This window comes from Xenorhabdus cabanillasii, assembly GCF_003386665.1.
GTDB classification, from domain to species: domain Bacteria; phylum Pseudomonadota; class Gammaproteobacteria; order Enterobacterales; family Enterobacteriaceae; genus Xenorhabdus; species Xenorhabdus cabanillasii.
Window position 1 is genome coordinate 2,187,720 of the sequence record NZ_QTUB01000001.1, and the last position, 22,691, is coordinate 2,210,410.

Annotated in this window: 20 protein-coding genes; 15 read left to right on the forward strand and 5 right to left on the reverse strand. The window is 45.4% G+C overall.

All coding sequences use genetic code 11. The features are described from left to right. Nucleotides 1–23: 23 nt before the first annotated feature. The 12 genes from murE to lpxC all read left to right on the forward strand — a co-directional run bounded on the left by murE (nt 24) and on the right by lpxC (nt 14,441). Nucleotides 24–1,511 carry a UDP-N-acetylmuramoyl-L-alanyl-D-glutamate--2,6-diaminopimelate ligase gene (gene murE, locus BDD26_RS10485; RefSeq protein WP_038269952.1) on the forward strand — a complete coding sequence of 496 codons (1,488 nt, stop codon included), beginning with the start codon at nt 24–26 and terminating at the stop codon, nt 1,509–1,511. Continuing rightward, nucleotides 1,508–2,890 carry a UDP-N-acetylmuramoyl-tripeptide--D-alanyl-D-alanine ligase gene (gene murF / locus BDD26_RS10490; protein ID WP_115826502.1) on the forward strand — a complete coding sequence of 461 codons (1,383 nt, stop codon included), beginning with the start codon at nt 1,508–1,510 and terminating at the stop codon, nt 2,888–2,890. The genes murE and murF overlap by 4 nt, the downstream gene beginning before the upstream one ends. Further along, nucleotides 2,884–3,966 carry a phospho-N-acetylmuramoyl-pentapeptide-transferase gene (mraY, locus tag BDD26_RS10495; protein WP_038269956.1) on the forward strand — a complete coding sequence of 361 codons (1,083 nt, stop codon included), beginning with the start codon at nt 2,884–2,886 and terminating at the stop codon, nt 3,964–3,966. Before murF ends, mraY begins: the two co-directional genes overlap by 7 nt. A 2-nt stretch (nt 3,967–3,968) precedes the next feature. Then, nucleotides 3,969–5,366 (forward strand): UDP-N-acetylmuramoyl-L-alanine--D-glutamate ligase, encoded by a 1,398-nt coding sequence (gene murD / locus BDD26_RS10500; protein ID WP_244922712.1) that lies wholly within the window; start codon nt 3,969–3,971, stop codon nt 5,364–5,366. Further along, on the forward strand, nt 5,366–6,559 hold the full coding sequence (gene ftsW, locus BDD26_RS10505; RefSeq protein ID WP_038269959.1) for a cell division protein FtsW: 1,194 nt from the start codon (nt 5,366–5,368) through the stop codon (nt 6,557–6,559). The genes murD and ftsW overlap by 1 nt, the downstream gene beginning before the upstream one ends. Beyond that, nucleotides 6,556–7,641, forward strand: coding sequence for an undecaprenyldiphospho-muramoylpentapeptide beta-N-acetylglucosaminyltransferase (gene murG, locus BDD26_RS10510; protein WP_038269962.1), 1,086 nt, complete (start codon nt 6,556–6,558; stop codon nt 7,639–7,641). Before ftsW ends, murG begins: the two co-directional genes overlap by 4 nt. Before the next feature lie 61 nt (nt 7,642–7,702). Continuing rightward, nucleotides 7,703–9,178: a UDP-N-acetylmuramate--L-alanine ligase gene (murC, locus tag BDD26_RS10515; protein ID WP_038269964.1), complete on the forward strand. Its 1,476-nt coding sequence runs from the start codon at nt 7,703–7,705 to the stop codon at nt 9,176–9,178. Then, complete coding sequence (locus BDD26_RS10520; RefSeq protein WP_038269968.1) at nt 9,171–10,091, forward strand: D-alanine--D-alanine ligase; 921 nt, start codon at nt 9,171–9,173, stop codon at nt 10,089–10,091. Before murC ends, BDD26_RS10520 begins: the two co-directional genes overlap by 8 nt. 1 nt (nt 10,092) lies before the next feature. After that, entirely contained in the window at nt 10,093–10,899 is an 807-nt protein-coding gene (gene ftsQ, locus BDD26_RS10525) for a cell division protein FtsQ (protein WP_115826503.1), read from the forward strand. A gap of 35 nt (nt 10,900–10,934) precedes the next feature. Beyond that, nucleotides 10,935–12,191 (forward strand): cell division protein FtsA, encoded by a 1,257-nt coding sequence (gene ftsA / locus BDD26_RS10530; RefSeq protein ID WP_038269974.1) that lies wholly within the window; start codon nt 10,935–10,937, stop codon nt 12,189–12,191. Between the two features lie 66 nt (nt 12,192–12,257). Continuing rightward, the gene (gene ftsZ, locus BDD26_RS10535; protein ID WP_115826504.1) at nt 12,258–13,421 is read left to right on the forward strand and encodes a cell division protein FtsZ; all 1,164 of its coding nucleotides are present in this window, start codon (nt 12,258–12,260) and stop codon (nt 13,419–13,421) included. 99 nt (nt 13,422–13,520) lie between these two features. Further along, complete coding sequence (lpxC, locus tag BDD26_RS10540; RefSeq protein ID WP_038270102.1) at nt 13,521–14,441, forward strand: UDP-3-O-acyl-N-acetylglucosamine deacetylase; 921 nt, start codon at nt 13,521–13,523, stop codon at nt 14,439–14,441. 117 nt (nt 14,442–14,558) lie between these two features. On the opposite strand, the gene BDD26_RS10545 is transcribed toward lpxC, so the two are convergent. Then, nucleotides 14,559–15,110 carry a DUF721 domain-containing protein gene (locus tag BDD26_RS10545; protein WP_038269980.1) on the reverse strand — a complete coding sequence of 184 codons (552 nt, stop codon included), beginning with the start codon at nt 15,108–15,110 and terminating at the stop codon, nt 14,559–14,561. 36 nt (nt 15,111–15,146) lie between these two features. Here BDD26_RS10545 and secM point away from each other — a divergent pair, with 36 nt between their 5' ends. Together secM and secA are read left to right on the forward strand one after the other, a co-directional pair. Continuing rightward, nucleotides 15,147–15,683 (forward strand): secA translation cis-regulator SecM, encoded by a 537-nt coding sequence (gene secM, locus BDD26_RS10550; protein ID WP_038269982.1) that lies wholly within the window; start codon nt 15,147–15,149, stop codon nt 15,681–15,683. Nucleotides 15,684–15,787: 104 nt separating this feature from the next. Further along, entirely contained in the window at nt 15,788–18,496 is a 2,709-nt protein-coding gene (gene secA, locus BDD26_RS10555; RefSeq protein ID WP_115826505.1) for a preprotein translocase subunit SecA, read from the forward strand. Between the two features lie 64 nt (nt 18,497–18,560). Here secA and BDD26_RS10560 read toward each other — a convergent pair whose 3' ends face one another. Further along, nucleotides 18,561–20,150, reverse strand: coding sequence for an ATP-binding cassette domain-containing protein (locus tag BDD26_RS10560; RefSeq protein WP_115826506.1), 1,590 nt, complete (start codon nt 20,148–20,150; stop codon nt 18,561–18,563). A gap of 340 nt (nt 20,151–20,490) precedes the next feature. Here BDD26_RS10560 and mutT point away from each other — a divergent pair, with 340 nt between their 5' ends. Beyond that, nucleotides 20,491–20,886, forward strand: a complete 396-nt coding sequence (mutT, locus tag BDD26_RS10565) for an 8-oxo-dGTP diphosphatase MutT (protein ID WP_038269990.1) — start codon at nt 20,491–20,493, stop codon at nt 20,884–20,886. A gap of 113 nt (nt 20,887–20,999) precedes the next feature. On the opposite strand, the gene yacG is transcribed toward mutT, so the two are convergent. The 3 genes from yacG to coaE are packed head-to-tail and all read right to left on the reverse strand — an operon-like array spanning nt 21,000 to nt 22,605. Continuing rightward, nucleotides 21,000–21,197, reverse strand: coding sequence for a DNA gyrase inhibitor YacG (yacG, locus tag BDD26_RS10570; RefSeq protein ID WP_038269993.1), 198 nt, complete (start codon nt 21,195–21,197; stop codon nt 21,000–21,002). Nucleotides 21,198–21,230: 33 nt separating this feature from the next. Next, a complete protein-coding gene (gene zapD / locus BDD26_RS10575) occupies nt 21,231–21,989 on the reverse strand; it encodes a cell division protein ZapD (RefSeq protein ID WP_038269995.1) in 759 nt (252 codons plus the stop codon). After that, nucleotides 21,982–22,605 carry a dephospho-CoA kinase gene (gene coaE, locus BDD26_RS10580; RefSeq protein WP_115826507.1) on the reverse strand — a complete coding sequence of 208 codons (624 nt, stop codon included), beginning with the start codon at nt 22,603–22,605 and terminating at the stop codon, nt 21,982–21,984. Before coaE ends, zapD begins: the two co-directional genes overlap by 8 nt. Nucleotides 22,606–22,691: the final 86 nt, after the last annotated feature.

A 22,691-nucleotide genomic window follows, 5' to 3' on the forward strand; every position in this document is an offset into this window, starting at 1 on the left:
ATGAATAAATAAAGAGGATAAAAGTGGAAGATCGTAATTTGCGCGATTTATTGGCTCTTTGGGGAGTTGATGCTCCTGAGCTTCCGCTGCGAGAAATGACATTGGACAGCCGCAAAGTGGCTGCCGGAGATCTGTTTGTTGCGATTAAAGGGCATCAGACAGATGGTCGAAAATACATTCCTCAAGCCATCGCTCAAGGGGTTGCTGCGGTGATCGCTGAAGCGAAGGGAAAAGCGGATAACGGCACCATTCAGGAAATACACGGTGTTCCGGTTATCTATTTTGATGATTTAAATAATAAACTGTCGAAATTAGCAGGTGAATTTTATCAACATCCGGGTAATAAATTAAAACTGGTAGGTGTGACGGGAACCAACGGTAAGACCACGACAACACAATTATTGGCACAGTGGAGTCAGGCTCTTGGAGAAACCAGTGCGGTAATGGGCACGGTAGGGAATGGCCTGCTAGGTATGACAGTTCCCAGTGAAAATACCACAGGCTCCGCCGTTGATATTCAGCTTGATTTACAACAGCTCGTCAATCAGAAAGCGACTTTTGCAGCAATGGAAGTTTCTTCACACGGCCTGATTCAAGGGCGAGTAGCTGTATTACCTTTTCAGGCTGCTGTTTTCACTAACTTAAGCCGTGATCATCTTGACTATCACGGTGACATGAAAAATTACGAAGAAGCCAAATGGTTGTTGTTCAGTAACCATGATGTCAAACAGAAGATTATTAATGCCGATGATGAGGTTGGGCTGAAATGGCTCTCTTGTCTGCCAGAAGCCGTTGCTGTCACGATGGAAAATCGTTTGCCGGAAAGTTGGCAGGGGCGTTGGTTATCAGCGGAGGGAATTCGTTATCACGATAAAGGTGCCTCCATTGCATTTAACTCTGGCTGGGGAGCAGGAACTATCGAGAGTCCTCTGATGGGGGCTTTTAATGTCAGCAACCTGCTATTGGCGATTGCAACACTATTATCACTGCAATATCCATTGGAAAAACTGTTGAAGACGGCATCTTGTCTGATGCCAGTCTGTGGACGTATGGAAGTCTTTTCGGCATCAGGTCATCCTACAGTTGTCGTGGATTATGCTCACACGCCTGATGCATTGGAAAAAGCACTGGCTGCCGCACGGCTGCATTGTAAGGGGCAGCTTTGGTGTGTATTTGGTTGTGGAGGGGATCGCGATAAAGGCAAACGTCCACTGATGGGAGGCGTTGCGGAACAACAGGCTGACCGGATTGTTGTTACTGATGATAACCCTCGTAGTGAAGAGCCTCAGTCCATTGTTGCGGATATTTTGGCAGGTTTCATCAACCCGGGAAGTGCAATGGTTATTCATGGGCGTGTTGAAGCTGTCACCAGTGCCATCATGCAGGCGGGTGAGGAAGATGTCGTGCTGGTAGCAGGTAAAGGCCATGAGGATTATCAACTAGTGGGTAATCGTCGGCTGGATTACTCAGATCGCCTGACGGTTGCACGTCTATTGGGGGTAGCCGCATGATCCCATTGACACTCCAGCAACTGGCACAAGTTACAGAAGGAACGCTACATTGCGTTTCCGAACAACAGGCTGCTACAGCTCAGATTCAATCTGTAGAAACTGATAGCCGCAAAATAGCTCGTGGTGATCTGTTCATTGCTTTAAAAGGGGAAAATTTTGATGCCCATCACTTCGCGGCTGATGTTGCGAAACGGGGAGCAGGGGCATTATTGGTTAGCCGGCTTCTTGAGCTTGATTGTCCTCAAGTGCTCGTGCAGGACACCCGTTTGGCAATGGGCAAACTGGCAAGCTGGGTTCGTCAGCAAAGTAATGCGCGAGTTGTTGCATTGACCGGTTCTTCCGGCAAAACATCGGTGAAAGAGATGGCCGCCGCGATTTTGCGTCAATGTGGTAATACGCTGTATACCGCGGGGAATTTCAATAACGATATCGGTGTGCCATTAACCCTGTTCAGACTCACTCAGGAGCACCAGTTTGCCGTGATTGAGTTGGGCGCTAACCACATTGGTGAAATTGCTTATACCACTGAAATGGTACGTCCTGAAAGTGCACTGGTAAATAACCTGTTTTCCGCTCACCTGGAAGGATTTGGCTCGTTGGCGGGAGTTGCAAAAGCAAAAGGTGAAATTTTTGTAGGGCTTTCACCAACAGGAACCGCCATTATCAATCTGGAGAGCAACGACTGGCATAACTGGCAGCAGAATATCAGTGAGCAACAGACAGTATGGCGTTTTTCTATTACCCCGACAGCAGGAGCTGATTTTTACGCGACAGATATTCAAGAGCAGTTGTTGGAAACGCATTTTTGCCTGCATACACCAATTGGAAGTCGTAACGTCATATTACCGCTACCCGGCAAACATAATATTGCCAATGTGTTAGCTGCCAGTGCGCTGGCGATTTCCGTGGGGGCCTCCCTTGACAATATTCACGCTGGTCTATTGGAGTTGAAAGCTGTCCCAGGGCGTTTATTCCCTGTTCATTTGGCCGAGGGAAAGATGGTACTGGATGACACCTATAATGCCAATCCGGGTTCTATGATTGCCGCAGCGCAAGTGTTATCCCGGATGCCGGGTTATCGCGTGATGGTTGTCAGCGATATGGGTGAATTGGGAGAACAGGCGGTTGAGTGTCACCGTCAGGTTGGTGAAGCCATAGCATCTGCAAATATTGATCAACTCATTAGCGTCGGACCTTTAAGTGTACATATCTCTGATGCAAGTGGGCGGGGGCAGCATTTTGCAAACAAGGCTGAATTAGTTGCAGCTCTGCTTCCTTTACTGAAAAAATACGAAACGGTTTCTGTATTAATTAAAGGTTCACGCAGTACCAAAATGGAAGAGGTAGTGGACTCGTTGAAGGAGAACTTCCAATGTTAGTTTGGTTAGCCGAATATCTGGTTAAATATCACACCGGTTTTAACGTCTTTTCCTATCTGACGTTCAGAGCCATTGTCGGCTTGCTGACTGCATTGTTTATTGCGCTGTGGATGGGGCCAACTTTAATTGCTTACCTGCAAAGATTACAGATTGGTCAGGTCGTGCGTAATGACGGGCCGGAATCCCATTTAAGTAAGCGCGGAACCCCGACTATGGGCGGGTTGTTGATCCTGTTCTCCATTACCATTTCTGTTCTGTTATGGGCACGTCTGGATAATCCTTACGTTTGGTGCGTACTGGTCGTTCTGCTGGGTTATGGAATCGTAGGGTTCGTTGATGATTATCGGAAAGTTGTGCGTAAAGATACCAAGGGACTGATTGCCCGCTGGAAATACTTCTGGCAATCCGTACTGGCACTGGGTGTGGCATTTACAATGTACAGCATTGGTAAAGATACACCAGCAACACAACTGGTTGTGCCATTTTTCAAAGAGGTGATGCCGCAGCTTGGTCTGCTGTATATCCTGTTGACTTATTTCGTAATTGTAGGCACCAGTAATGCCGTTAACCTGACGGATGGTCTGGATGGATTGGCAATTATGCCAACAGTGTTTGTAGCAGCTGGCTTTGCATTGGTGGCGTGGGCGACAGGTAATGTTAATTTCGCTAACTATCTGCACATTCCATATTTAAGCCGTGCAGGTGAGCTGGTGATTGTTTGTACCGCAATTGTCGGAGCAGGGTTGGGTTTCTTGTGGTTCAACACTTATCCGGCCCAAGTATTTATGGGAGATGTCGGCTCATTGGCTTTGGGCGGGGCACTGGGAACCATTGCGGTATTACTGCGTCAGGAATTCCTGCTGGTCATTATGGGCGGAGTATTCGTTATGGAAACGCTGTCCGTCATTTTGCAGGTTGGTTCGTTCAAGTTACGAGGACAACGTATTTTCCGCATGGCACCTATTCATCACCACTATGAACTGAAAGGCTGGCCAGAACCGCGGGTTATTGTGCGTTTCTGGATTATTTCTTTGATGCTGGTGCTGATTGGTCTGGCAACATTAAAGGTACGTTAATCATGACTAACTATATGACTAACAACATTGTGCCTGACAACACGGCTCCCAACTATATTGCTTCTAACTATATTGCTTCTAACTACATAGATAAAAAAGTTGTCATAGTTGGGTTGGGGTTAACCGGGCTTTCTTGTGTCGATTTTTTCATGGCGCGCGGTGTGATCCCACGTGTGATAGATACCCGTAGCGTGCCGCCGGGAATTGATAAGTTAGCTAATAACATTGAATGTCATACAGGCAGTTTCAATACCCAATGGTTGATGGAAGCCGGCTTAATTGTCTCCAGCCCGGGTATTGCACTGGCAACACCTGAATTGCGGGCAGCGGCTGATGCCGGGGTTGAAATTGTCGGAGATATTGAACTGTTTTGTCGTGAAGCAACAGCACCAATTGTGGCTATCACCGGTTCAAATGGCAAAAGTACAGTGACCAGTCTGGTTGGTGAAATGGCAAAAGAAGCGGGATGGCAGATTGGTGTAGGTGGTAACATCGGCATCCCGGCTTTAGCGCTGTTGAAACAATTGCCTAAACAGCCACCGTGCCAGCTATATGTGCTGGAGCTTTCCAGTTTTCAGCTTGAAACGACTTACAGCCTGCGGGCAGCCGCAGCGACAGTTTTGAATGTCACTGAAGACCATATGGTTCGTTACCCTGAAGGTTTGGCACAATACCGTGCTGCAAAACTGCGTATCTACGATCAGGCAAAAGTGTGTGTAGTGAATGCACAGGATGAGCTGAGCCTGCCAATGGCAGGTAAAGATAGCCGTTGTATCAGTTTTGGGGTAGGCCATGGTGATTATCAACTTGATAGTGAACATCAGCAATTGATCGTCAACCAACAACCACTGTTATCCACACAGGAAATGTGTCTGACCGGGCAACATAACTATACCAACGGACTTGCAGCATTAGCGCTGGCAGATGCTGTAGGTATACCCCGTGAGGCGAGCCTGCGGGCATTGCGAACTTATCAGGGGTTGGCGCATCGTTTTCAGGTGGTACACATGAGAAACGGTGTTCATTGGGTAAACGACTCTAAAGCAACAAATGTAGGCAGTACTCAGGCTGCGCTGAGTGGTCTGACCCTGGAAGGTACACTTTATCTTTTAGTGGGTGGAGATGGAAAAGAGGCGGATTTCACGTCACTCAGACCTTATGTATTAGGGAATAACATTCGCCTTTACTGTTTTGGTCGTGATGGCAATCAACTGGCACAGCTGCGCCCGGAAATCTCCAGATTGACGGATACGATGGAACAGGCGATGCGGGAAATTGCACCGAAATTGATTGCCGGAGACATGGTGTTATTGTCACCGGCTTGTGCGAGCTTTGATCAGTTTAATGGTTTTGAACATCGGGGCTGTGAATTCGCCCGTTTGGCGGAGGAGCTAGGCTAATGACCATTCCAGGCCTTGGTAAATTTAAAAATTGGCTGACGGATAATGTGGAGACCGATCCCACAGATATCGTCATGTATGATCGTACCCTGGTCTGGATGATATTCGGGTTAGTCGTGATTGGTTTTGTCATGGTGACATCAGCCTCAATGCCGGTTGGTCAGCGCCTTGCACAAGATCCATTTATCTTTGCGCGTCGCGATGCAATTTATCTGATTCTGTCGTTTAGTCTGTCACTTATCACACTACGCATTCCGATGGAGTTTTGGCAGCGTTACAGCAACGTCATGTTATTGGTTACGATCATGATGTTGATCGTGGTGTTGTTTGTTGGCAGTTCAGTTAATGGAGCATCACGTTGGGTAGCGATTGGCCCTCTGCGTATTCAGCCGGCGGAATTGTCGAAGTTATCGCTCTTTTGTTATCTCTCCAGTTATTTGGTGAGAAAAGTAGAAGAGGTGAGAAACAACTTCTGGGGATTCTGTAAACCGATGGGGGTCATGATTGCGCTGGCTATCTTACTGCTGGCACAGCCTGATCTGGGAACGGTGGTTGTGCTGTTTGTGATAACACTGGCTCTGCTGTTTCTGGCGGGGGCAAAATTATGGCAATTTCTTGCCATCATTGGCTGTGGGCTCTTTGCCGTAGTCGTGTTGATTGTGGCTGAACCATACCGGGTGCGCCGGGTGACCTCTTTCCTGAATCCATGGGATGATCCCTTTGGCAGTGGTTACCAGCTCACACAATCCCTGATGGCATTTGGTCGTGGAGATTTTTTTGGGCAGGGGCTGGGGAACTCTGTTCAGAAGCTGGAATACCTGCCGGAAGCCCATACTGACTTTATTTTCTCTATTTTAGGAGAAGAATTAGGTTATTTGGGTGTGGTTTTAGTGTTGGCAATGGTATTCTTCGTCGCTTTCCGCGCAATGATGATTGGCCGCCGGGCATTACAGCTTGATCAGCGTTTTGCCGGTTTTCTGGCATGTGCCATTGGTATCTGGTTCAGCTTTCAGGCATTTATCAATGTCGGTGCTGCTTCTGGAATGTTGCCGACGAAAGGGCTGACATTACCTCTTATAAGTTACGGTGGTTCGAGTTTGATCGTGATGTCAACAGCCATCGTTTTATTATTGCGAATTGACTATGAAGTGCGTCTGGCAAAAGCACAGGCGTTCGTAAGGAGCCCTAAATGAGTGGCAAAAACCGGCGGTTAATGGTAATGGCAGGCGGTACTGGAGGCCATGTGTTTCCGGGATTGGCGGTCGCCCATTATTTAAAAGAACAGGGCTGGGATATTCGCTGGTTAGGAACGGCTGATCGCATGGAGGCTGATTTAGTTCCGAAACATGACATAGATATTGAATTTATTCAGATTTCGGGATTGCGCGGTAAAGGGATAAAAGCGTTGCTTGCCGCCCCTGTCAGAATTTTTAAGGCGATCCGGCAGGCTAAAGCAATTCTCCAACACTATCAGCCGGATGTGGTGCTGGGAATGGGCGGATATGTTTCGGGGCCGGGCGGCATTGCAGCATGGCTGTGCGGTATTCCGGTTATTCTGCATGAGCAAAATGGCATTGCCGGATTGACTAACCGCTGGCTGGCGAAAATTGCGAAAACAGTCTTACAAGCATTTCCGGGAGCATTTCCTGAAGCACCTGTAGTTGGTAATCCTGTGCGTAAAGACGTATTGGCACTACCTGTGCCGCAAGAGCGTCTTGCAGGCAGACAAGGGCCTGTCCGCGTGTTGGTTGTTGGGGGGAGCCAGGGGGCGAGGATCCTGAACCAGACTATGCCGGAAGTGGCCGTACGCATGGGGGACAGCATCACTATATGGCATCAGGCAGGAAAAGGGGCGCAAGAAGAGACTCAGAAAAAATATGGGAACGCAGTTAGTTCTGAATTTAAAGTGACTGAATTTATTGATGATATGGCGCAGGCTTATGCGTGGGCCGATATCGTAGTATGTCGTTCCGGCGCATTGACTGTCAGTGAAGTATCAGCAGCAGGATTACCCGCGATTTTTGTGCCATTTCAACATAAAGATCGTCAGCAATACTGGAATGCCTTACCACTGGAGAAAGCAGGGGCGGCAAAGATACTCGAACAACCCCAATTTACGGCTGATGCTGTGGTGGAATTGCTGAAACAGTGGCAGCGCCCGCAATTGCGGGAAATGGCAGAAAAAGCCCGCTCCGTTGCCATTATTAATGCAACTGAACAAGTGGCTGCGGCATTAATTGATGCTGCCGAAAAATATTCAGGCCGTTCTAAATAGTTCTATGTGTTCTGAATAACAGCAGAACAGTGATGTAAACCTAACGAGTGAAGATTAAAACGTGAATATACAACAGTTGGCGAAACTAAGAGCTTCAGTGCCTGAAATGAGAAAAGTCAGGCATATCCACTTTGTTGGCATCGGTGGTGCTGGCATGGGTGGTATCGCCGAGGTGTTGGCTAATGAAGGTTACCAAATAAGTGGTTCTGATCTGGCTCCCAACCCTGTTACACAACAGCTGATTGCTCTGGGAGCAACCATTTATTTTAATCACCGTGCGGAAAACGTGCGTAATGCCAGTGTGGTTGTTGCATCCACTGCAATTCCTGCTGACAACCCGGAAATTATTGCTGCCCGTGAAGCACGTATTCCTGTTATCCGTCGTGCAGAAATGTTGGCAGAGCTGATGCGTTATCGGCATGGGATTGCGATTGCAGGAACACATGGTAAAACCACGACAACGGCGATGATTGCAGGCATCTATGCTCAGGCCGGCCTTGATCCTACATTTGTCAATGGTGGATTAGTCAAAGCAGTGGGGACTCATGCTCGTCTCGGTACTAGCCGTTACCTGATTGCAGAAGCGGATGAAAGCGATGCTTCTTTCCTGCATTTGCAGCCTATGATGGCTGTTGTGACTAATATTGAACCGGATCATATGGATACCTATCAGGGCGATTTCGAAAACCTGAAGCAATCATTTGTCAACTTTCTGCATAATTTGCCGTTTTACGGTCGTGCGGTGATGTGTGTCGATGATCCAGTTGTGAAGGAGTTAATTCCCCGCATCGGGCGTTATGTCACGACTTATGGTTTCAGCAAAGAGGCTGATGTTCGTATTACCCATTATGAACAAAAAGGTGCTCAGGGCTTTTTCACTATCAGTCGTGAAGATTCGCCTGAACTTCATGTCGTTCTGAATGCACCGGGGCGGCATAACGCGTTGAATGCCACTGCTGCGGTTGCGGTTGCGACCGAAGAAGGAATTGATGATGCCGCTATTCTGGCATCACTGGCTGAATTTCAGGGAACCGGCCGTCGTTTTGATTTTCTTGGCGAATTTTCCCTCAGGAATATTAATAGCAAAGAAGGCGGTGTGATGTTAGTGGATGATTATGGTCATCACCCGACCGAAGTTGATGCCACGATTAAAGCGGCACGAACTGGTTGGCCGGATAAACGTATTGTCATGGTATTCCAGCCTCATCGCTATACGAGAACGCGTGATCTGTATGATGATTTTGCCAATGTTTTAAATCAGGTGGATGTTTTATTAATGCTGGATGTGTATTCGGCAGGAGAAACGCCGATTCCGGGGGCGGACAGCCGTTCCTTATGTCGTACCATCCGAAGTCGAGGGAAGTTAGACCCTATATTTGTGTCAGAACCGGAACAAATTTCAGTCATGTTGTCACAAATAATGGAAAACAACGACTTAGTATTAGTACAAGGTGCCGGGAATATCGGTAAAATAGCGCGCAATTTGGCTGAAACAAAATTACAGCCATCTTTTAATGAGGGGGAGCATCATGGTTGATAAGGTCGCTGTTCTGTTTGGGGGAACTTCCGCTGAGCGTGAAGTTTCACTGCAATCGGGGCAAACTGTTCTGGCTGGGTTGAGAGAAGCAGGCATTAATGCACATCCAGTCGATACAAAATACTTTGATGTGACTAAACTCAAAGAAGAGGGGTACAGCAAAGTCTTTATTGCTCTGCATGGGCGTGGTGGAGAAGATGGTACATTGCAGGGTGTGTTGGAATTCTTGCAGATCCCCTATACCGGCAGCGGTGTAATGGCATCCGCCTTATCAATGGATAAATTGCGCACAAAACTGTTATGGCAGGGAGCAAAACTGCCCGTTCCCCCTTATGTCGTGATTAATCCTCAAAAATTTGAACAACTTAATGATTTTCGACTCAAAGAATATGTTCAAGAATTAGGGCTGCCACTTATGGTGAAGCCGAATCTGGAAGGTTCCAGTGTCGGTATGACCAAAGTGAATGACTATTCAGAGCTGCGTGGTGCATTGGAACTGGCGTTCCAATATGACACAGATGTACTGGTTGAGAAGTGGCTGTTTGGCCCTGAGTATACAGTAGCATTTCTTGGTGATGAGATTCTTCCCTCCATTCGGATTCAGGCACCGGAATTATTTTATGACTATGAAGCTAAATATATTTCCAACGAAACGAAATATTTCTGTCCAAGTGGTTTGAGTGCAGAAAAAGAGCAGGAGTTGGCTGATATTGCATCAAAAGCCTATAAGGTGCTGGGCTGCTGTGGCTGGGGACGGGTTGATATTATGGATGATGGCAATGGCAATTTCTATTTATTAGAAGCGAACACTTCTCCAGGTATGACGAGTCATAGTCTGGTGCCCATAGCTGCACGTCAGGCAGGCTTAAATTTTTCACAGTTAGTAGCGAGAATTCTGGAGCTGGCCGATTGATATGTCACAGGCAGCCCGGAATACGCGGGAGATTGAAGTTAGAAGCTCCCGCCCCAGTAATGGTTATTATCTGGCTGGGATCCTCTTCTTCTTGATAGTGGTTGGCACTATCACATGGGGAGGCTGGATGACATTAGAGTGGATGAAGGATCCAAACAGGCTGCCACTTTCAAAACTGGTACTGACCGGTGAGCGGCATTACACCACGAATGATGATGTCAGACAGGCCATTCTGTCACTGGGAACGCCTGAGACATTTATGACACAGGATGTGAATGTCATCCAGGAACAGATAGAGCAACTACCATGGATTCGGCAAGTCACTGTACGTAAACAGTGGCCTGATGAACTGAAAATTCATCTGGTAGAATACGTGCCTTATGTGCGTTGGAATGATACGCGTATGTTGGATGCGGAAGGAAGGGTGTTCAGTTTACCGATTGAGCGTAGTGCCGGGGGACATTATCCCATGCTCTATGGCCCGGAAGGCAAAGAAAAAGTCGTATTGGCAGAATATCGCATAATGGCTGTACAGCTTGCTGCACATAAAATGAAATTGAAAGCAGTGATCATGACGGCACGTAATTCTTGGCAACTGGTACTGGATAATGACATCCGGTTGGAGTTAGGCGTTAAAGATCAAGAAGAACGAATTCAACGTTTTATTGAACTTTATCCTGTCTTACAGAAAAACACGGAAAAACGTGTGGCCTATGTGGACTTACGTTATGACAGTGGTGCTGCGGTAGGTTGGGCCCCTTTATTAACTGATGCGCCGGCTTTAATGAACGGGCAAGAAAATAAATAGTGACTGGCAATAATACAGAGACAGGCAGAATAACGATGATCAAATCAACGGACAGAAAATTAGTAGTTGGCCTTGAAATCGGGACAGCAAAGGTATCTGCCCTGGTTGGTGAAATTCTGCCCGATGGTATGGTTAATATTATCGGAGTGGGAAGTTGTCCATCCCGCGGCATGGATAAAGGTGGTGTCAATGATCTTGAGTCAGTCGTTAAATGTGTTCAGCGTGCGATTGACCAGGCTGAATTAATGGCAGATTGCCAAATATCCTCAGTTTATCTGGCGCTATCTGGCAAGCATATTAGTTGTCAGAATGAGATTGGTATGGTGCCAATTTCAGAAGAAGAAGTGACACAGGATGATGTGGACAGTGTAGTCCATACCGCCAAATCAGTTCGTGTTCGCGATGAACACCGCATTTTGCATGTGATCCCACAGGAATACGCTATTGATTATCAGGAAGGGATCAAAAACCCAGTTGGGCTTTCTGGCGTGCGGATGCAGGCCAAAGTCCATTTGATTACCTGCCATAACGACATGGCGAAAAACATTGTAAAAGCTGTTGAGCGTTGTGGCTTGAAAGTTGACCAGCTTATTTTTGCAGGATTAGCAGCAAGTTATGCTGTTTTGACAGAAGATGAACGTGAATTAGGTGTATGTGTCGTTGATATCGGCGGCGGAACGATGGATATCGCTGTATACACTGGCGGTGCATTGCGTCATACCAAAGTGATCCCATATGCAGGAAATGTTGTTACCAGTGATATTGCTTATGCATTTGGTACACCTCCTAGTGACGCTGAAACCATCAAAGTGCGCCACGGTTGCGCGTTGGGTTCGATAGTCAGCAAGGATGAAAGCGTCGAAGTCCCAAGTGTGGGAGGGCGTCCTCCCCGTAGTTTACAACGCCAGACATTGGCTGAGGTTATTGAGCCACGTTATACCGAACTGCTGAATTTAGTAAATGATGAAATTTTGCGATTGCAGGAGCAGTTGCGTCAGCAGGGAGTAAAACATCATCTGGCCGCAGGTATCGTTTTAACAGGCGGGGGTGCTCAAATAGATGGATTGGCCGAATGTGCTCAACGGGTATTCCATACTCAAGTACGTATTGGTCGTCCCCTGAACATTACCGGCTTGACAGATTATGTGCAGGAGCCTTGCTACTCAACAGCAGTCGGACTTCTGCATTATGGCAAAGAATCCCACCTTGGCGGAGATTCTGATGCTGATAAAAGAACGTCAGTGGGCGGCTGGTTTAAAAAAGTCAGTAGCTGGCTGAGAAAAGAATTTTGATTTTTTATACAGAGGCCGTGAAAATGACGCCGGCCTCGACATAAAGGCACAAAACGGAGAGAAATTATGTTTGAACCACTGGAATTAACCAATGACGCGGTGATTAAAGTCATCGGCGTCGGCGGTGGCGGCGGTAATGCTGTTGAACATATGGTGCGTGAGCGTATTGAAGGTGTAGACTTCTTTGCGGTTAACACTGATGCTCAAGCGTTGCGCAAAACAGCTGTCGGTCAGACTATCCAGATTGGCAACGGCATTACAAAAGGATTAGGCGCTGGTGCAAACCCTGAAGTCGGTCGTACAGCGGCGGAAGAAGATCGCGAATCATTGCGTACTGCACTGGAAGGGGCCGACATGGTGTTTATTGCTGCCGGTATGGGCGGTGGTACAGGAACTGGGGCTGCTCCTGTTGTGGCTGAGATTGCCAAAGAACTTGGTATCCTGACTGTTGCTGTTGTCACCAAACCATTTAATTTTGAAGGCAAGAAGCGTATGGCCTTCGCGGAACAGGGTATCACTGAGCTGTCCAAACATGTGGACTCATTGATTACGATTCCAAATGACAAGTTACTGAAAGTACTAGGGCGTGGTATCTCTTTGTTGGATGCGTTTGGTGCAGCCAATGACGTACTGAAAGGTGCGGTTCAGGGTATCGCTGAACTGATCACCCGTCCCGGATTGATGAATGTTGACTTCGCTGACGTTCGTACCGTGATGTCTGAAATGGGTTATGCCATGATGGGCTCAGGTATTGCACAAGGTGAAGATCGTGCAGAAGAAGCGGCTGAAATGGCCATTTCCAGCCCATTGCTGGAAGATATTGATTTGTCTGGAGCGCGTGGTGTTCTGGTCAATATTACAGCAGGTTTTGATTTGCGTCTGGATGAATTTGAAACGGTCGGTAACACCATCCGTGCATTTGCTTCTGACAATGCAACGGTGGTTATCGGTACGTCACTGGATCCAGATATGAATGACGAGCTGCGTGTCACCGTTGTGGCTACCGGCATTGGGATGGATAAACGTCCTGAAATTACACTGGTAACTAACAACAAATCATCTCAATCAAGTACATTGGACCGTCGTTACCAGCAGATGCCTGGTGGAATGTCGTCATTGTCTGATGAGAATAAACCAGCTGCAAAAGTGGTTAATGATCAAAATACACAAACAAGTAAGGAACCTGATTATCTAGATATTCCGGCATTTTTGCGCAAGCAGGCTGATTGATAGCTAAAAAATTGGTTTCTCCGCTTTTTGTGTTAAAATATTCTGCCAATCATATTTTATAGTGATTGGCAGGATCGGTAACATTGCGAGATATAAACGATGATCAAACAAAGGACATTAAAGCGTATTGTTCAGGCGACAGGGGTTGGTTTACACACCGGTAAAAAAGTCACATTGACAATGCGTCCAGCGCCGGCTAATACCGGGGTCATCTATCGTCGTACTGACTTGAATCCTCCGGTAGATTTTCCGGCAGATGCCAAATCCGTGCGTGATACTATGCTCTGCACTTGTCTGGTCAATGAACAGAATGTGCGGATTTCAACCGTTGAGCACTTGAATGCGGCACTGGCGGGTCTGGGTATCGATAACATTATTATTGAAGTTGATGCACCAGAAATTCCAATTATGGATGGTAGCGCCAGCCCATTTGTTTTCCTGCTGTTGGATGCAGGTATTGAAGAGCTGAGCGTTGCGAAAAAATTTGTGCGCATGAAGGATAAAGTACGCGTGGAAGATGGTGATAAATGGGCTGAATTGGCACCATATCACGGTTTTAGTCTGGATTTTACCATTGACTTTAAACATCCCGCTATTGATTCCAGCTCTCAGCGTTATAGTCTGGATTTCTCTGCGGATTCTTTTGTTCGTCAGATTAGTCGTGCGCGTACTTTTGGATTTATGCGTGACATTGAGTATCTGCAATCTCAGGGCTTGTGCTTAGGTGGCAGCTTCGATTGCGCAATTGTGGTAGATGATTACCGCATACTCAATGAAGATGGCTTGCGTTTTGAAGATGAGTTTGTCCGACATAAGATGCTGGATGCCATCGGTGATTTGTTTATGTGTGGTTATAACATTATCGGTGCATTTACTGCGTTTAAATCAGGTCATGCATTGAACAATAAATTGCTGCAAGCAGTTCTGGCACAAGAAAGTGCCTGGGAATTTGTCACATTTGAAGATGAAACTGAAATGCCGTTGGCTTTCCGTGCTCCATCTACAGTGTTGGCATATTAATACAAATGTTATTAATACATACGTTATTGATAAAATATGTATTGAGAATATCCTTATGATTCATCAGTGGGTTATGTTATCTATTACACTTCTCTCGCTGATGTTTTTTATTCAGCGCTAGTCCCTTCTCTTGGCTGTACTGGTACTCTCTCCGGCCAGCGCAGCCAATCGTTCCAATTTCCTTTTCAACTTTTCAGGGCAGCGTTCAGCCAATACCATCAATGTTTCTGCACTTTCATGGCTTAACTGGCGCATTGGTAAATCCCGATTATCATTATTAAGTTTTTTTGCTGAGATTTTTTCGACATTCTGTCCATTATTACGACTATTAACCATTAATGATGGATTAATCCTGATGTCGATAGAGGATAAAGATGGTAGAATTTCGCATCTTAGGGTTGAGAGTAAGATAGGGATTTCATAGTAAAGTCGGGTTTTCCAACTGGCATTACCTGCTTCCAGTACCAGAATTTGTTTACGATAATTTGCGACTCGGCACCAGGGACGTAGTTGTACGGGAAGCAAACTGAGAACGGTGCGATTGAGTTTCAGTAATGCAATGGCATGCCGTTGAATGGTTTGAAGTGGGCTTTTGCTGGCAGTTGCCGCATTTTCAAACAATGTTTCAGACAACAACGTCTCTAGTGATTGTGGGCGGCTATCTCGCATAATGAAGATGGTTCCGTATTTATTAATGAAGGGTTAATGAGTATTTTAAATCTTTGGCGACAATTTGGTAGGCGTTATTTTTGGTCTCACCTTTTACTGGGCATGGTTGCCACAGGAATCGGTGTGCCTCCTGCTCTGGCAAGTGTGACAGAAAATATTCTCCATACGAATACTTCATCCGCTCAGAGAAAACACAATCAAGTGCTTTCGTCATTTGAACATTTGTTCCAATTACAAAATTCTCGGTGTCAACCTTCTAATTACTTAAATTATTGGCAGCAACATGCCGTCCGCAATGTCATTCGTCGGCTTTCTTTTGCTTTTTCCATTACTGAATTTGTCAGGAACGAAGAAGCAAAAGAAAGTATCCGAATTGCCATGCCATTCATGCAGCAGTTAATGCTGGATACGTTACATGCTATGCTGATACAAGCACCAACCCGATTTGAATCTGCGGTTGATGTTGCAGCTGTAGCGATAATCTCTTCTGACATCCATACACCAGCACTTTGGGTTGCTCAAATTCAAGGTATTCGGGCTGGGCCTGTGGCTAACCATAGATCTTTATCTTAATGCGTCTGTCTGATTTCTGAATGAATAGGGCAGTCATGAAATATTAGTCATAAAAGACACAATTGGTTGGCTACAACTGTGGCCTTATCTGAGATGTATTAATTATGTTGATTAAATTACTTACTAAGATTTTTGGTAGCCGTAATGACCGTACCCTGCGTCGTTTGCGTAAAGTGGTTGATGTTATCAGTCGTATGGAGCCTGATTTTGAAAAGCTGTCAGATGAAGAGCTGAAAGCAAAAACTGATCAATTCCGTGCCCGACTCAAAGAAGGAGAATCACTGGATAAGATCCTGCCGGAAGCTTTTGCTACGGTTCGTGAAGCCAGTAAGCGTGTATTTGGTATGCGTCACTTTGATGTGCAATTGTTGGGCGGTATGGTACTCAATGAGCGCTGTATTGCAGAGATGCGTACCGGTGAAGGTAAGACTCTGACAGCAACGCTGCCTGCTTATCTGAATGCGTTGAGTGGACGTGGTGTTCATGTTGTTACCGTGAACGACTATCTGGCGCAACGTGATGCTGAAAATAACCGACCGTTGTTTGAATTTTTGGGTCTGAGTGTTGGCATTAATTTGCCGGGTATGCCGGCTCCGGCTAAACGCGCAGCCTATGCGGCAGATATCACTTATGGCACCAATAATGAATATGGTTTTGATTATCTGCGCGATAACATGGCATTTAGCCCGGAAGAGCGGGTGCAACGTAAATTGCATTATGCATTGGTGGATGAGGTTGACTCCATCCTAATCGATGAAGCCCGTACTCCGTTGATTATTTCCGGGCCAGCGGAAGACAGTTCTGAACTCTACATCAAAGTAGATAAGCTGATCCCTAAATTAATTCGTCAGGAGAAAGAAGATTCAGATACCTTTCAGGGAGAAGGTCATTTCTCTGTTGATGAAAAAACACGTCAGGTTAACCTTACCGAGCGAGGTCTGGTTCTGATTGAAGAACTTTTGGTGAATGCTAAGTTGATGGATGAAGGTGAGTCCTTATATTCACCGACCAACATTATGCTGATGCACCATGTTACCGCCGCATTGCGTGCCCATGCTCTGTTTACCCGTGACGTGGACTATATTGTCAAGGACGGTGAAGTCATCATTGTTGATGAACATACTGGGCGTACTATGCAAGGACGTCGTTGGTCTGATGGTCTGCATCAGGCAGTGGAAGCCAAAGAGCGTGTTGAAATTCAGAATGAAAACCAAACGCTGGCTTCCATTACATTCCAGAATTACTTCCGTCTGTATGAAAAATTGGCGGGTATGACAGGTACTGCTGATACTGAAGCTTTTGAATTCAGTTCTATTTACAAACTGGATACCATTGTTGTACCGACAAATCGTCCGATGATCCGTCAGGATTTACCTGATTTGGTTTATATGACTGAGGCGGAAAAAATTGATGCTATCATTGAAGATATCAAGGAGCGTACAAATAACGGTCAGCCGATATTGGTGGGGACTATCTCAATTGAGAAATCAGAGCTGGTTTCTAATGCACTGACCAAGGCAGGTATTGAGCATAACGTTCTGAATGCGAAATTCCATGCAATGGAAGCAGATATTATCGCACAGGCCGGACAGGCGGGTACTGTAACCATCGCAACTAACATGGCAGGACGTGGTACAGATATCATGCTGGGAGGAAGCTGGCAGACAGAGGTTGCCAGGCTGGAAGAACCTACGGAAGAGAAAATCGAACAAATCAAAGCAGCATGGCAAGAGCGTCATGATGCAGTACTGGCAGCGGGTGGTTTGCATATTATTGGTACAGAGCGACATGAATCACGTCGTATTGATAATCAGCTGCGTGGTCGTGCCGGACGTCAGGGGGATGCGGGTTCTTCACGCTTTTACCTGTCAATGGAAGACTCTCTGATGCGTATCTTTGCTTCTGAGCGTGTTACAGGAATGATGCGCAAACTGGGTATGCAGCCGGGTGAAGCCATTGAACATCCATGGGTGACCAAAGCCATTGCAAATGCTCAGCGTAAAGTCGAAAGCCGTAACTTCGATATCCGTAAGCAATTGTTGGAATATGATGATGTTGCCAATGATCAACGCCGCGCGATTTATGCACAACGTAACGATCTGCTCGATGTGAGCGATGTCAGCGAAACTATTTCCAGCATCCGTGAAGATGTTTTCAAAGTCACTATTGATGCTTATATTCCACCTCAATCTCTGGAAGAGATGTGGGATGTGGCTGGTTTGCAGGAACGTTTGGTCAATGACTTTGATTTGACTCTGCCTATTAAAGAGTGGCTGGATAAAGAGCCAGAGCTGCATGAAGAAACGTTGCGTGAGCGTATTCTTGAGCAGGCAATTGAAGTTTACAAACAGAAAGAAGAAATTGTCGGCACAGAAATGATGCGTAATTTTGAAAAAGGCATCATGTTGCAAACGCTGGACACATTGTGGAAAGAGCACCTGGCTGCGATGGATTATCTGCGTCAAGGTATTCACCTACGTGGCTATGCGCAGAAAGATCCAAAACAGGAGTATAAGCGCGAATCCTTCGCTATGTTTGCCAATATGCTGGAATCATTGAAATACGAAGTGATCAGCACCTTGAGCAAAGTTCAGGTCAGAATGCCAGAAGAAGTGGAAGCACTTGAGCAGCAGCGTCGTGCGGAAGCAGAACGTCTGGCAAGACAACAGCATTTAAGCCATGAAATTGAGCAAGGTGCTTTGATGTCAGAAGCCGAAGCACAAATGGCAAGCGGTATCCGTAAAGTCGGACGTAATGATCCTTGCCCATGTGGTTCAGGTAAAAAATATAAACATTGTCACGGTCGTTTATAATTAAAATTAGTCATATAAAGCCAGCGATAATTTATCGCTGGCTACTTTGCCCAACTCTAAGAACTTATTTCTCCAGTACCAGTTCCTGCATATTGCCAACACTCTCAAGAAATTGGTCATCATGGGAAATCAAGACCATGGCACCAGTATAATCATGCAGTGCCTGTTGAAGTAACTCTCGTGATTCGATATCCAGGTGATTATCCGGTTCATCCAACAGCAGTAAGGCTGGCGCAGAAGGCCCACAAAATAGGCAAGCAAGAGCTACCTTAAGTTGTTCACCTCCGCTCAGATAACTGACAGGTTTTAACGCCTCTTCTCCACGCATACGTAGTTGTGCCAGCCGAGTACGGTAACGATCTTCAGTCCAGCCTGGTGACTGTAATTGAAAGTTATACAGAGCTGACTGTGTCTTATCCAGAAATGAAAAGTGCTGATCCATCAGACTACATGAAGAGGTTACGCGGCAAATACCTTTTATTGGCGCCAATAGCCCTGCCATTACCTTTAATAAGGTGGATTTTCCGCTACCATTTTTGCCAGTAATAGCGAGACGATCATCATTATTTATGGTTAAACTAATAGGGGAGCCGGAGCCAAAGGGCAAAATGACATCTTGTAAATAAAGCAACGGAGAAGTTGCTGCTTGTGGCATTGCAACAGCGATTGACAGCGGATCAATAACTTCAAGTTTTGCACTGGCTTCTGTAGCTAATGAAGAGCTGCGTTGCAATCTCTCTTCGTTCTGTTTTGCTATCCGTGATAACGTGACTTCTGAGCGTCCAAGTGAGTGATCAAGAAGAAGTTTAGCCTGGTTGGCCTTTTCCCTGCGTTGCTTACCCTGACTTTGCCTTTTATCGGTTTTTTCCCGATCTCTTTGCTTATCGCGCAAAGCTTGTTTGAGGTTTTTTCTGGTCTGATCAACATCACGTTGTATACCCAACCGTAGCTGTTTTTTACTCTCCTGCCATGTTTCCCAGCCCCCGGTACTACGGGACAATCCTAACCCACTGAGTTCATAAACAACCGACACATGCTGCAATAGCTTAGTGTCATGTGTCACCAGCAAAATACCGCCATTGAATGTTGTCAGCCACTGAGCTAACCAAAGGCGCCCTTGTCGATCAAGATGGTTACTTGGTTCATCCAGGATCATAAAACCCACTCCTCGTCTTTTAAGTGCCAACAACCGAAGACGAGTTTGTTCTCCTCCACTCAGTGAGTCGAAAGGCTGGTTTAATATCTCCGGGGCCAATTCACCTTCTGCCAGTAAGGATTCGATCTGAAATTGCCAATCCCAATTTCCCTCCATAATGTCAAAATCAACCGTTTCACCAGTGCCAGCGAGGATGCGTTCATTAGCATTTATAATATTAGTCAGCCCGAGCATATCTCCAGCGTTGCCGGTGAAAGCGGACAGGCCTTGTGACAAATAACCGACATCACAAAAATGTTTTACACTGCCTTCTGAAGGCGGGATCTGTTGTGCCAATATTGATGCTAACCAAGATTTGCCAATACCATTACGGCCCACTAAAGCGTGTTGTTCTGTATGCAAAAAAATATCAATATCAGAAAATAATGGATTGATTTCACCAGAAAATTGATAGGTTATTTGTCTTGCTTCGATTAATGGTTGATCTTCATATTGCATGAATGATTCTTCCTCAATCTTTAAGATGTAAGATGCTTATTTTTATTATTAGGCAGAGCCTTATTTGCAATTTTTTTCTGTTCATTTCCCAAGTTACCTTACAGTTGTATTTTATTATTATTGTATTTAAATCAAATAACTAACTATAAATGTGCAGTAGTTGCCACTATGATGTAATTCGAAATCTGTTGAGTGTCTGTATACATAATACTCTCTTATCTGTGGAGGGTTTGGTAAAAAGAGGTAAGAAGTGACGCAGATCTCGTGATATTAATCCTGTGTTTTTCTTGCAAGGCTGTTTTATTATGGTTTGTAAGAAAGACTATTCTGGAAAAGAATTATGGAAAAAAAACATCTGCATATTGCGGCAGGAATTATTAAAAATAGCAATGATGAAATTTTTATCACCCAACGCCGTGCTGATTCACACATGGGGGGATTTTGGGAGTTTCCAGGCGGGAAACTTGAACAGGGAGAAATACCAGAACAGGCTTTGATCAGGGAATTAAAAGAGGAAGTTGGTATCACGGTAACTCATTGTGAATTGCTGGAAACTATCACACATGAATTCTCGGACAGAAGTATTACCCTTTACTTTTATTTGGTTGACCAATGGAAGAATGAGCCATTTGGTAAAGAGGGGCAGCCTTATCGTTGGATCCCAAAAAATGAATTAACTGCTGATGAATTTCCACCAGCAAACCGCAGCATCGTCAATCTATTAACTAAAGGTTGAACTAACTGAAGCAGATATCGCGGTAGTGCCAGATGATTCGATACTACCGTGATATATTTTAGCGAAAAGCACCGTAAACTCTCGCCCAATGCAGGCGGGAATATAAAATATGATTACTGATCAGGTTGTTCACTCCAGCCATCATTTTCTGTGCTGTCACCCTGGCTGAGGATTTTCTTTTCTTCATTAGCCCACTCGCCCAAGTCAATTAACTGACAACGTTTACTGCAAAATGGGCGGTGAGGACTGATTTCACCCCATATGATTGTCTTGCCGCATGTCGGGCATGCGACAGTCAATACTTCAGACATTTTAGTTCTCTCCTGCTTAGTTTGATAATTATATTAACAGCAGGCCAATTCAAATGACAGATGCGTAGGCACAGTACCATTTTCACTATCCATTGGTAAGAAACGGATAGCAAAACGGGTTTTGTGGCCGGAGATTTGTGGATAAATCAGTGAGTTCAGCACAATATCTAATTTTAATCTCAATAGATCTGCCTCATCAGCGTTTCCTTGATAGAAACCGTTATGACTGATTTGTGCAGAGAACATCGTTGAGTGGCGTATCAACCCCAGAATACTTTCTAATGCTTGTTTTAATGGTAACAAACTGTTCAGCCAGGATTTAACTGTTTCATCCCGGATAGATTGTGGCAGATGCAGCCACAGATGTAATGTCGGTAAGTCAAAACTGCAACATCCTCCTGGGATGCTGAGCCGTTGACGCACCATGCTGATGATACGATCTTCTTTGATTTGCTGGCTAAGGCGCGGAGCATGATGTAATGCGATGCTCCGCTCTTTTAGCTGTTCTAATAGTTTGTGAATCATAGGCGTGTCCACATTAGGTGCACTGAGCCATTGTTTTAATTTTATTTGTTGACGATCCAGTTCCTTTAATAATTCAGAGCGTACTTCACCACGTTCCAATATCTCAATTAATTCAGCAATCGTACGAAAAAATGCGAGACTGTTTGCTTGTGAATTCAGATGACACTGTTTTTCTAGTTGTTGTAGTGAAGATTCAATCCTCAACCATGAACGCATTTTCTCATTTAGTGGGTGTTCAAAAATAATAGTGGAGGTTGTATCACTCATTACGTTCTTCCTGTCTAACTAATTCTGCTTGTTTCAAATATTTTTGATGTAATCCGATTATACGTACAGCGAGATCTTGCTCTTTTTGATCGTTAAGTATGACATCATCCGCCTTTTCCAGACGTTCTTGACGACTGGCTTGCGCAGACAGAATATTTTCAACTTGTTCACGGCTGACGCCATCACGTGTAATTGTCCGGCTGATTTGTATCTCAGGAGGAACATCAACAACCAAGATACGGTCAGCCAAGTGTGTTAAGTTGTTTTCTATTAACAGAGGAACGACCCAAATAACATAAGGATAACTGACCTGATTTAATTGCCGTTGTGTTTCTGCATGTATTAGTGGATGAAGAAATGAGTTGAGCCATTGTTTTTCTTCTGGTGCTGAGAAAATCTTCTGACGTAGCGCGGCGCGGTTTAAACTGCTATCTGGTAATAAGATGTCGGAGCCAAAGTGTTCTGAGATTGCTTGTAATGCGGGAGAGCCAGGAGTAACAACCTCTCTGGCAATAATATCTGCATCAACAAGCGGAACACCAAGGGATGAAAATACATTAGAGATAGTCGTCTTACCGCTACCAATTCCACCTGTGAGTGCAACAATATAATTCATTCTATCCCTTAAAAGATTTCTGATAGCATATACAAATTGTAACTCAAGGGATGCACATGGGCTATAAACAAACATGTATAATTCCA

What these genes read in the sequence shown, in the direction of transcription:
- murF (WP_115826502.1), top strand. Translation starts at nt 1,508, where the DNA reads ATGATCCCATTGACACTCCAGCAACTGGCACAAGTTACAGAAGGAACG.
- mraY (WP_038269956.1), top strand. Translation starts at nt 2,884, where the DNA reads ATGTTAGTTTGGTTAGCCGAATATCTGGTTAAATATCACACCGGTTTT.
- murD (WP_244922712.1), top strand. Translation starts at nt 3,969, where the DNA reads ATGACTAACTATATGACTAACAACATTGTGCCTGACAACACGGCTCCC.
- ftsW (WP_038269959.1), top strand. Translation starts at nt 5,366, where the DNA reads ATGACCATTCCAGGCCTTGGTAAATTTAAAAATTGGCTGACGGATAAT.
- murG (WP_038269962.1), top strand. Translation starts at nt 6,556, where the DNA reads ATGAGTGGCAAAAACCGGCGGTTAATGGTAATGGCAGGCGGTACTGGA.
- BDD26_RS10520 (WP_038269968.1), top strand. Translation starts at nt 9,171, where the DNA reads ATGGTTGATAAGGTCGCTGTTCTGTTTGGGGGAACTTCCGCTGAGCGT.
- ftsQ (WP_115826503.1), top strand. Translation starts at nt 10,093, where the DNA reads ATGTCACAGGCAGCCCGGAATACGCGGGAGATTGAAGTTAGAAGCTCC.
- ftsA (WP_038269974.1), top strand. Translation starts at nt 10,935, where the DNA reads ATGATCAAATCAACGGACAGAAAATTAGTAGTTGGCCTTGAAATCGGG.
- ftsZ (WP_115826504.1), top strand. Translation starts at nt 12,258, where the DNA reads ATGTTTGAACCACTGGAATTAACCAATGACGCGGTGATTAAAGTCATC.
- lpxC (WP_038270102.1), top strand. Translation starts at nt 13,521, where the DNA reads ATGATCAAACAAAGGACATTAAAGCGTATTGTTCAGGCGACAGGGGTT.
- BDD26_RS10545 (WP_038269980.1), bottom strand. Translation starts at nt 15,110, where the DNA reads ATGCGAGATAGCCGCCCACAATCACTAGAGACGTTGTTGTCTGAAACA.
- secM (WP_038269982.1), top strand. Translation starts at nt 15,147, where the DNA reads ATGAGTATTTTAAATCTTTGGCGACAATTTGGTAGGCGTTATTTTTGG.
- secA (WP_115826505.1), top strand. Translation starts at nt 15,788, where the DNA reads ATGTTGATTAAATTACTTACTAAGATTTTTGGTAGCCGTAATGACCGT.
- BDD26_RS10560 (WP_115826506.1), bottom strand. Translation starts at nt 20,150, where the DNA reads ATGCAATATGAAGATCAACCATTAATCGAAGCAAGACAAATAACCTAT.
- mutT (WP_038269990.1), top strand. Translation starts at nt 20,491, where the DNA reads ATGGAAAAAAAACATCTGCATATTGCGGCAGGAATTATTAAAAATAGC.
- yacG (WP_038269993.1), bottom strand. Translation starts at nt 21,197, where the DNA reads ATGTCTGAAGTATTGACTGTCGCATGCCCGACATGCGGCAAGACAATC.
- zapD (WP_038269995.1), bottom strand. Translation starts at nt 21,989, where the DNA reads ATGAGTGATACAACCTCCACTATTATTTTTGAACACCCACTAAATGAG.
- coaE (WP_115826507.1), bottom strand. Translation starts at nt 22,605, where the DNA reads ATGAATTATATTGTTGCACTCACAGGTGGAATTGGTAGCGGTAAGACG.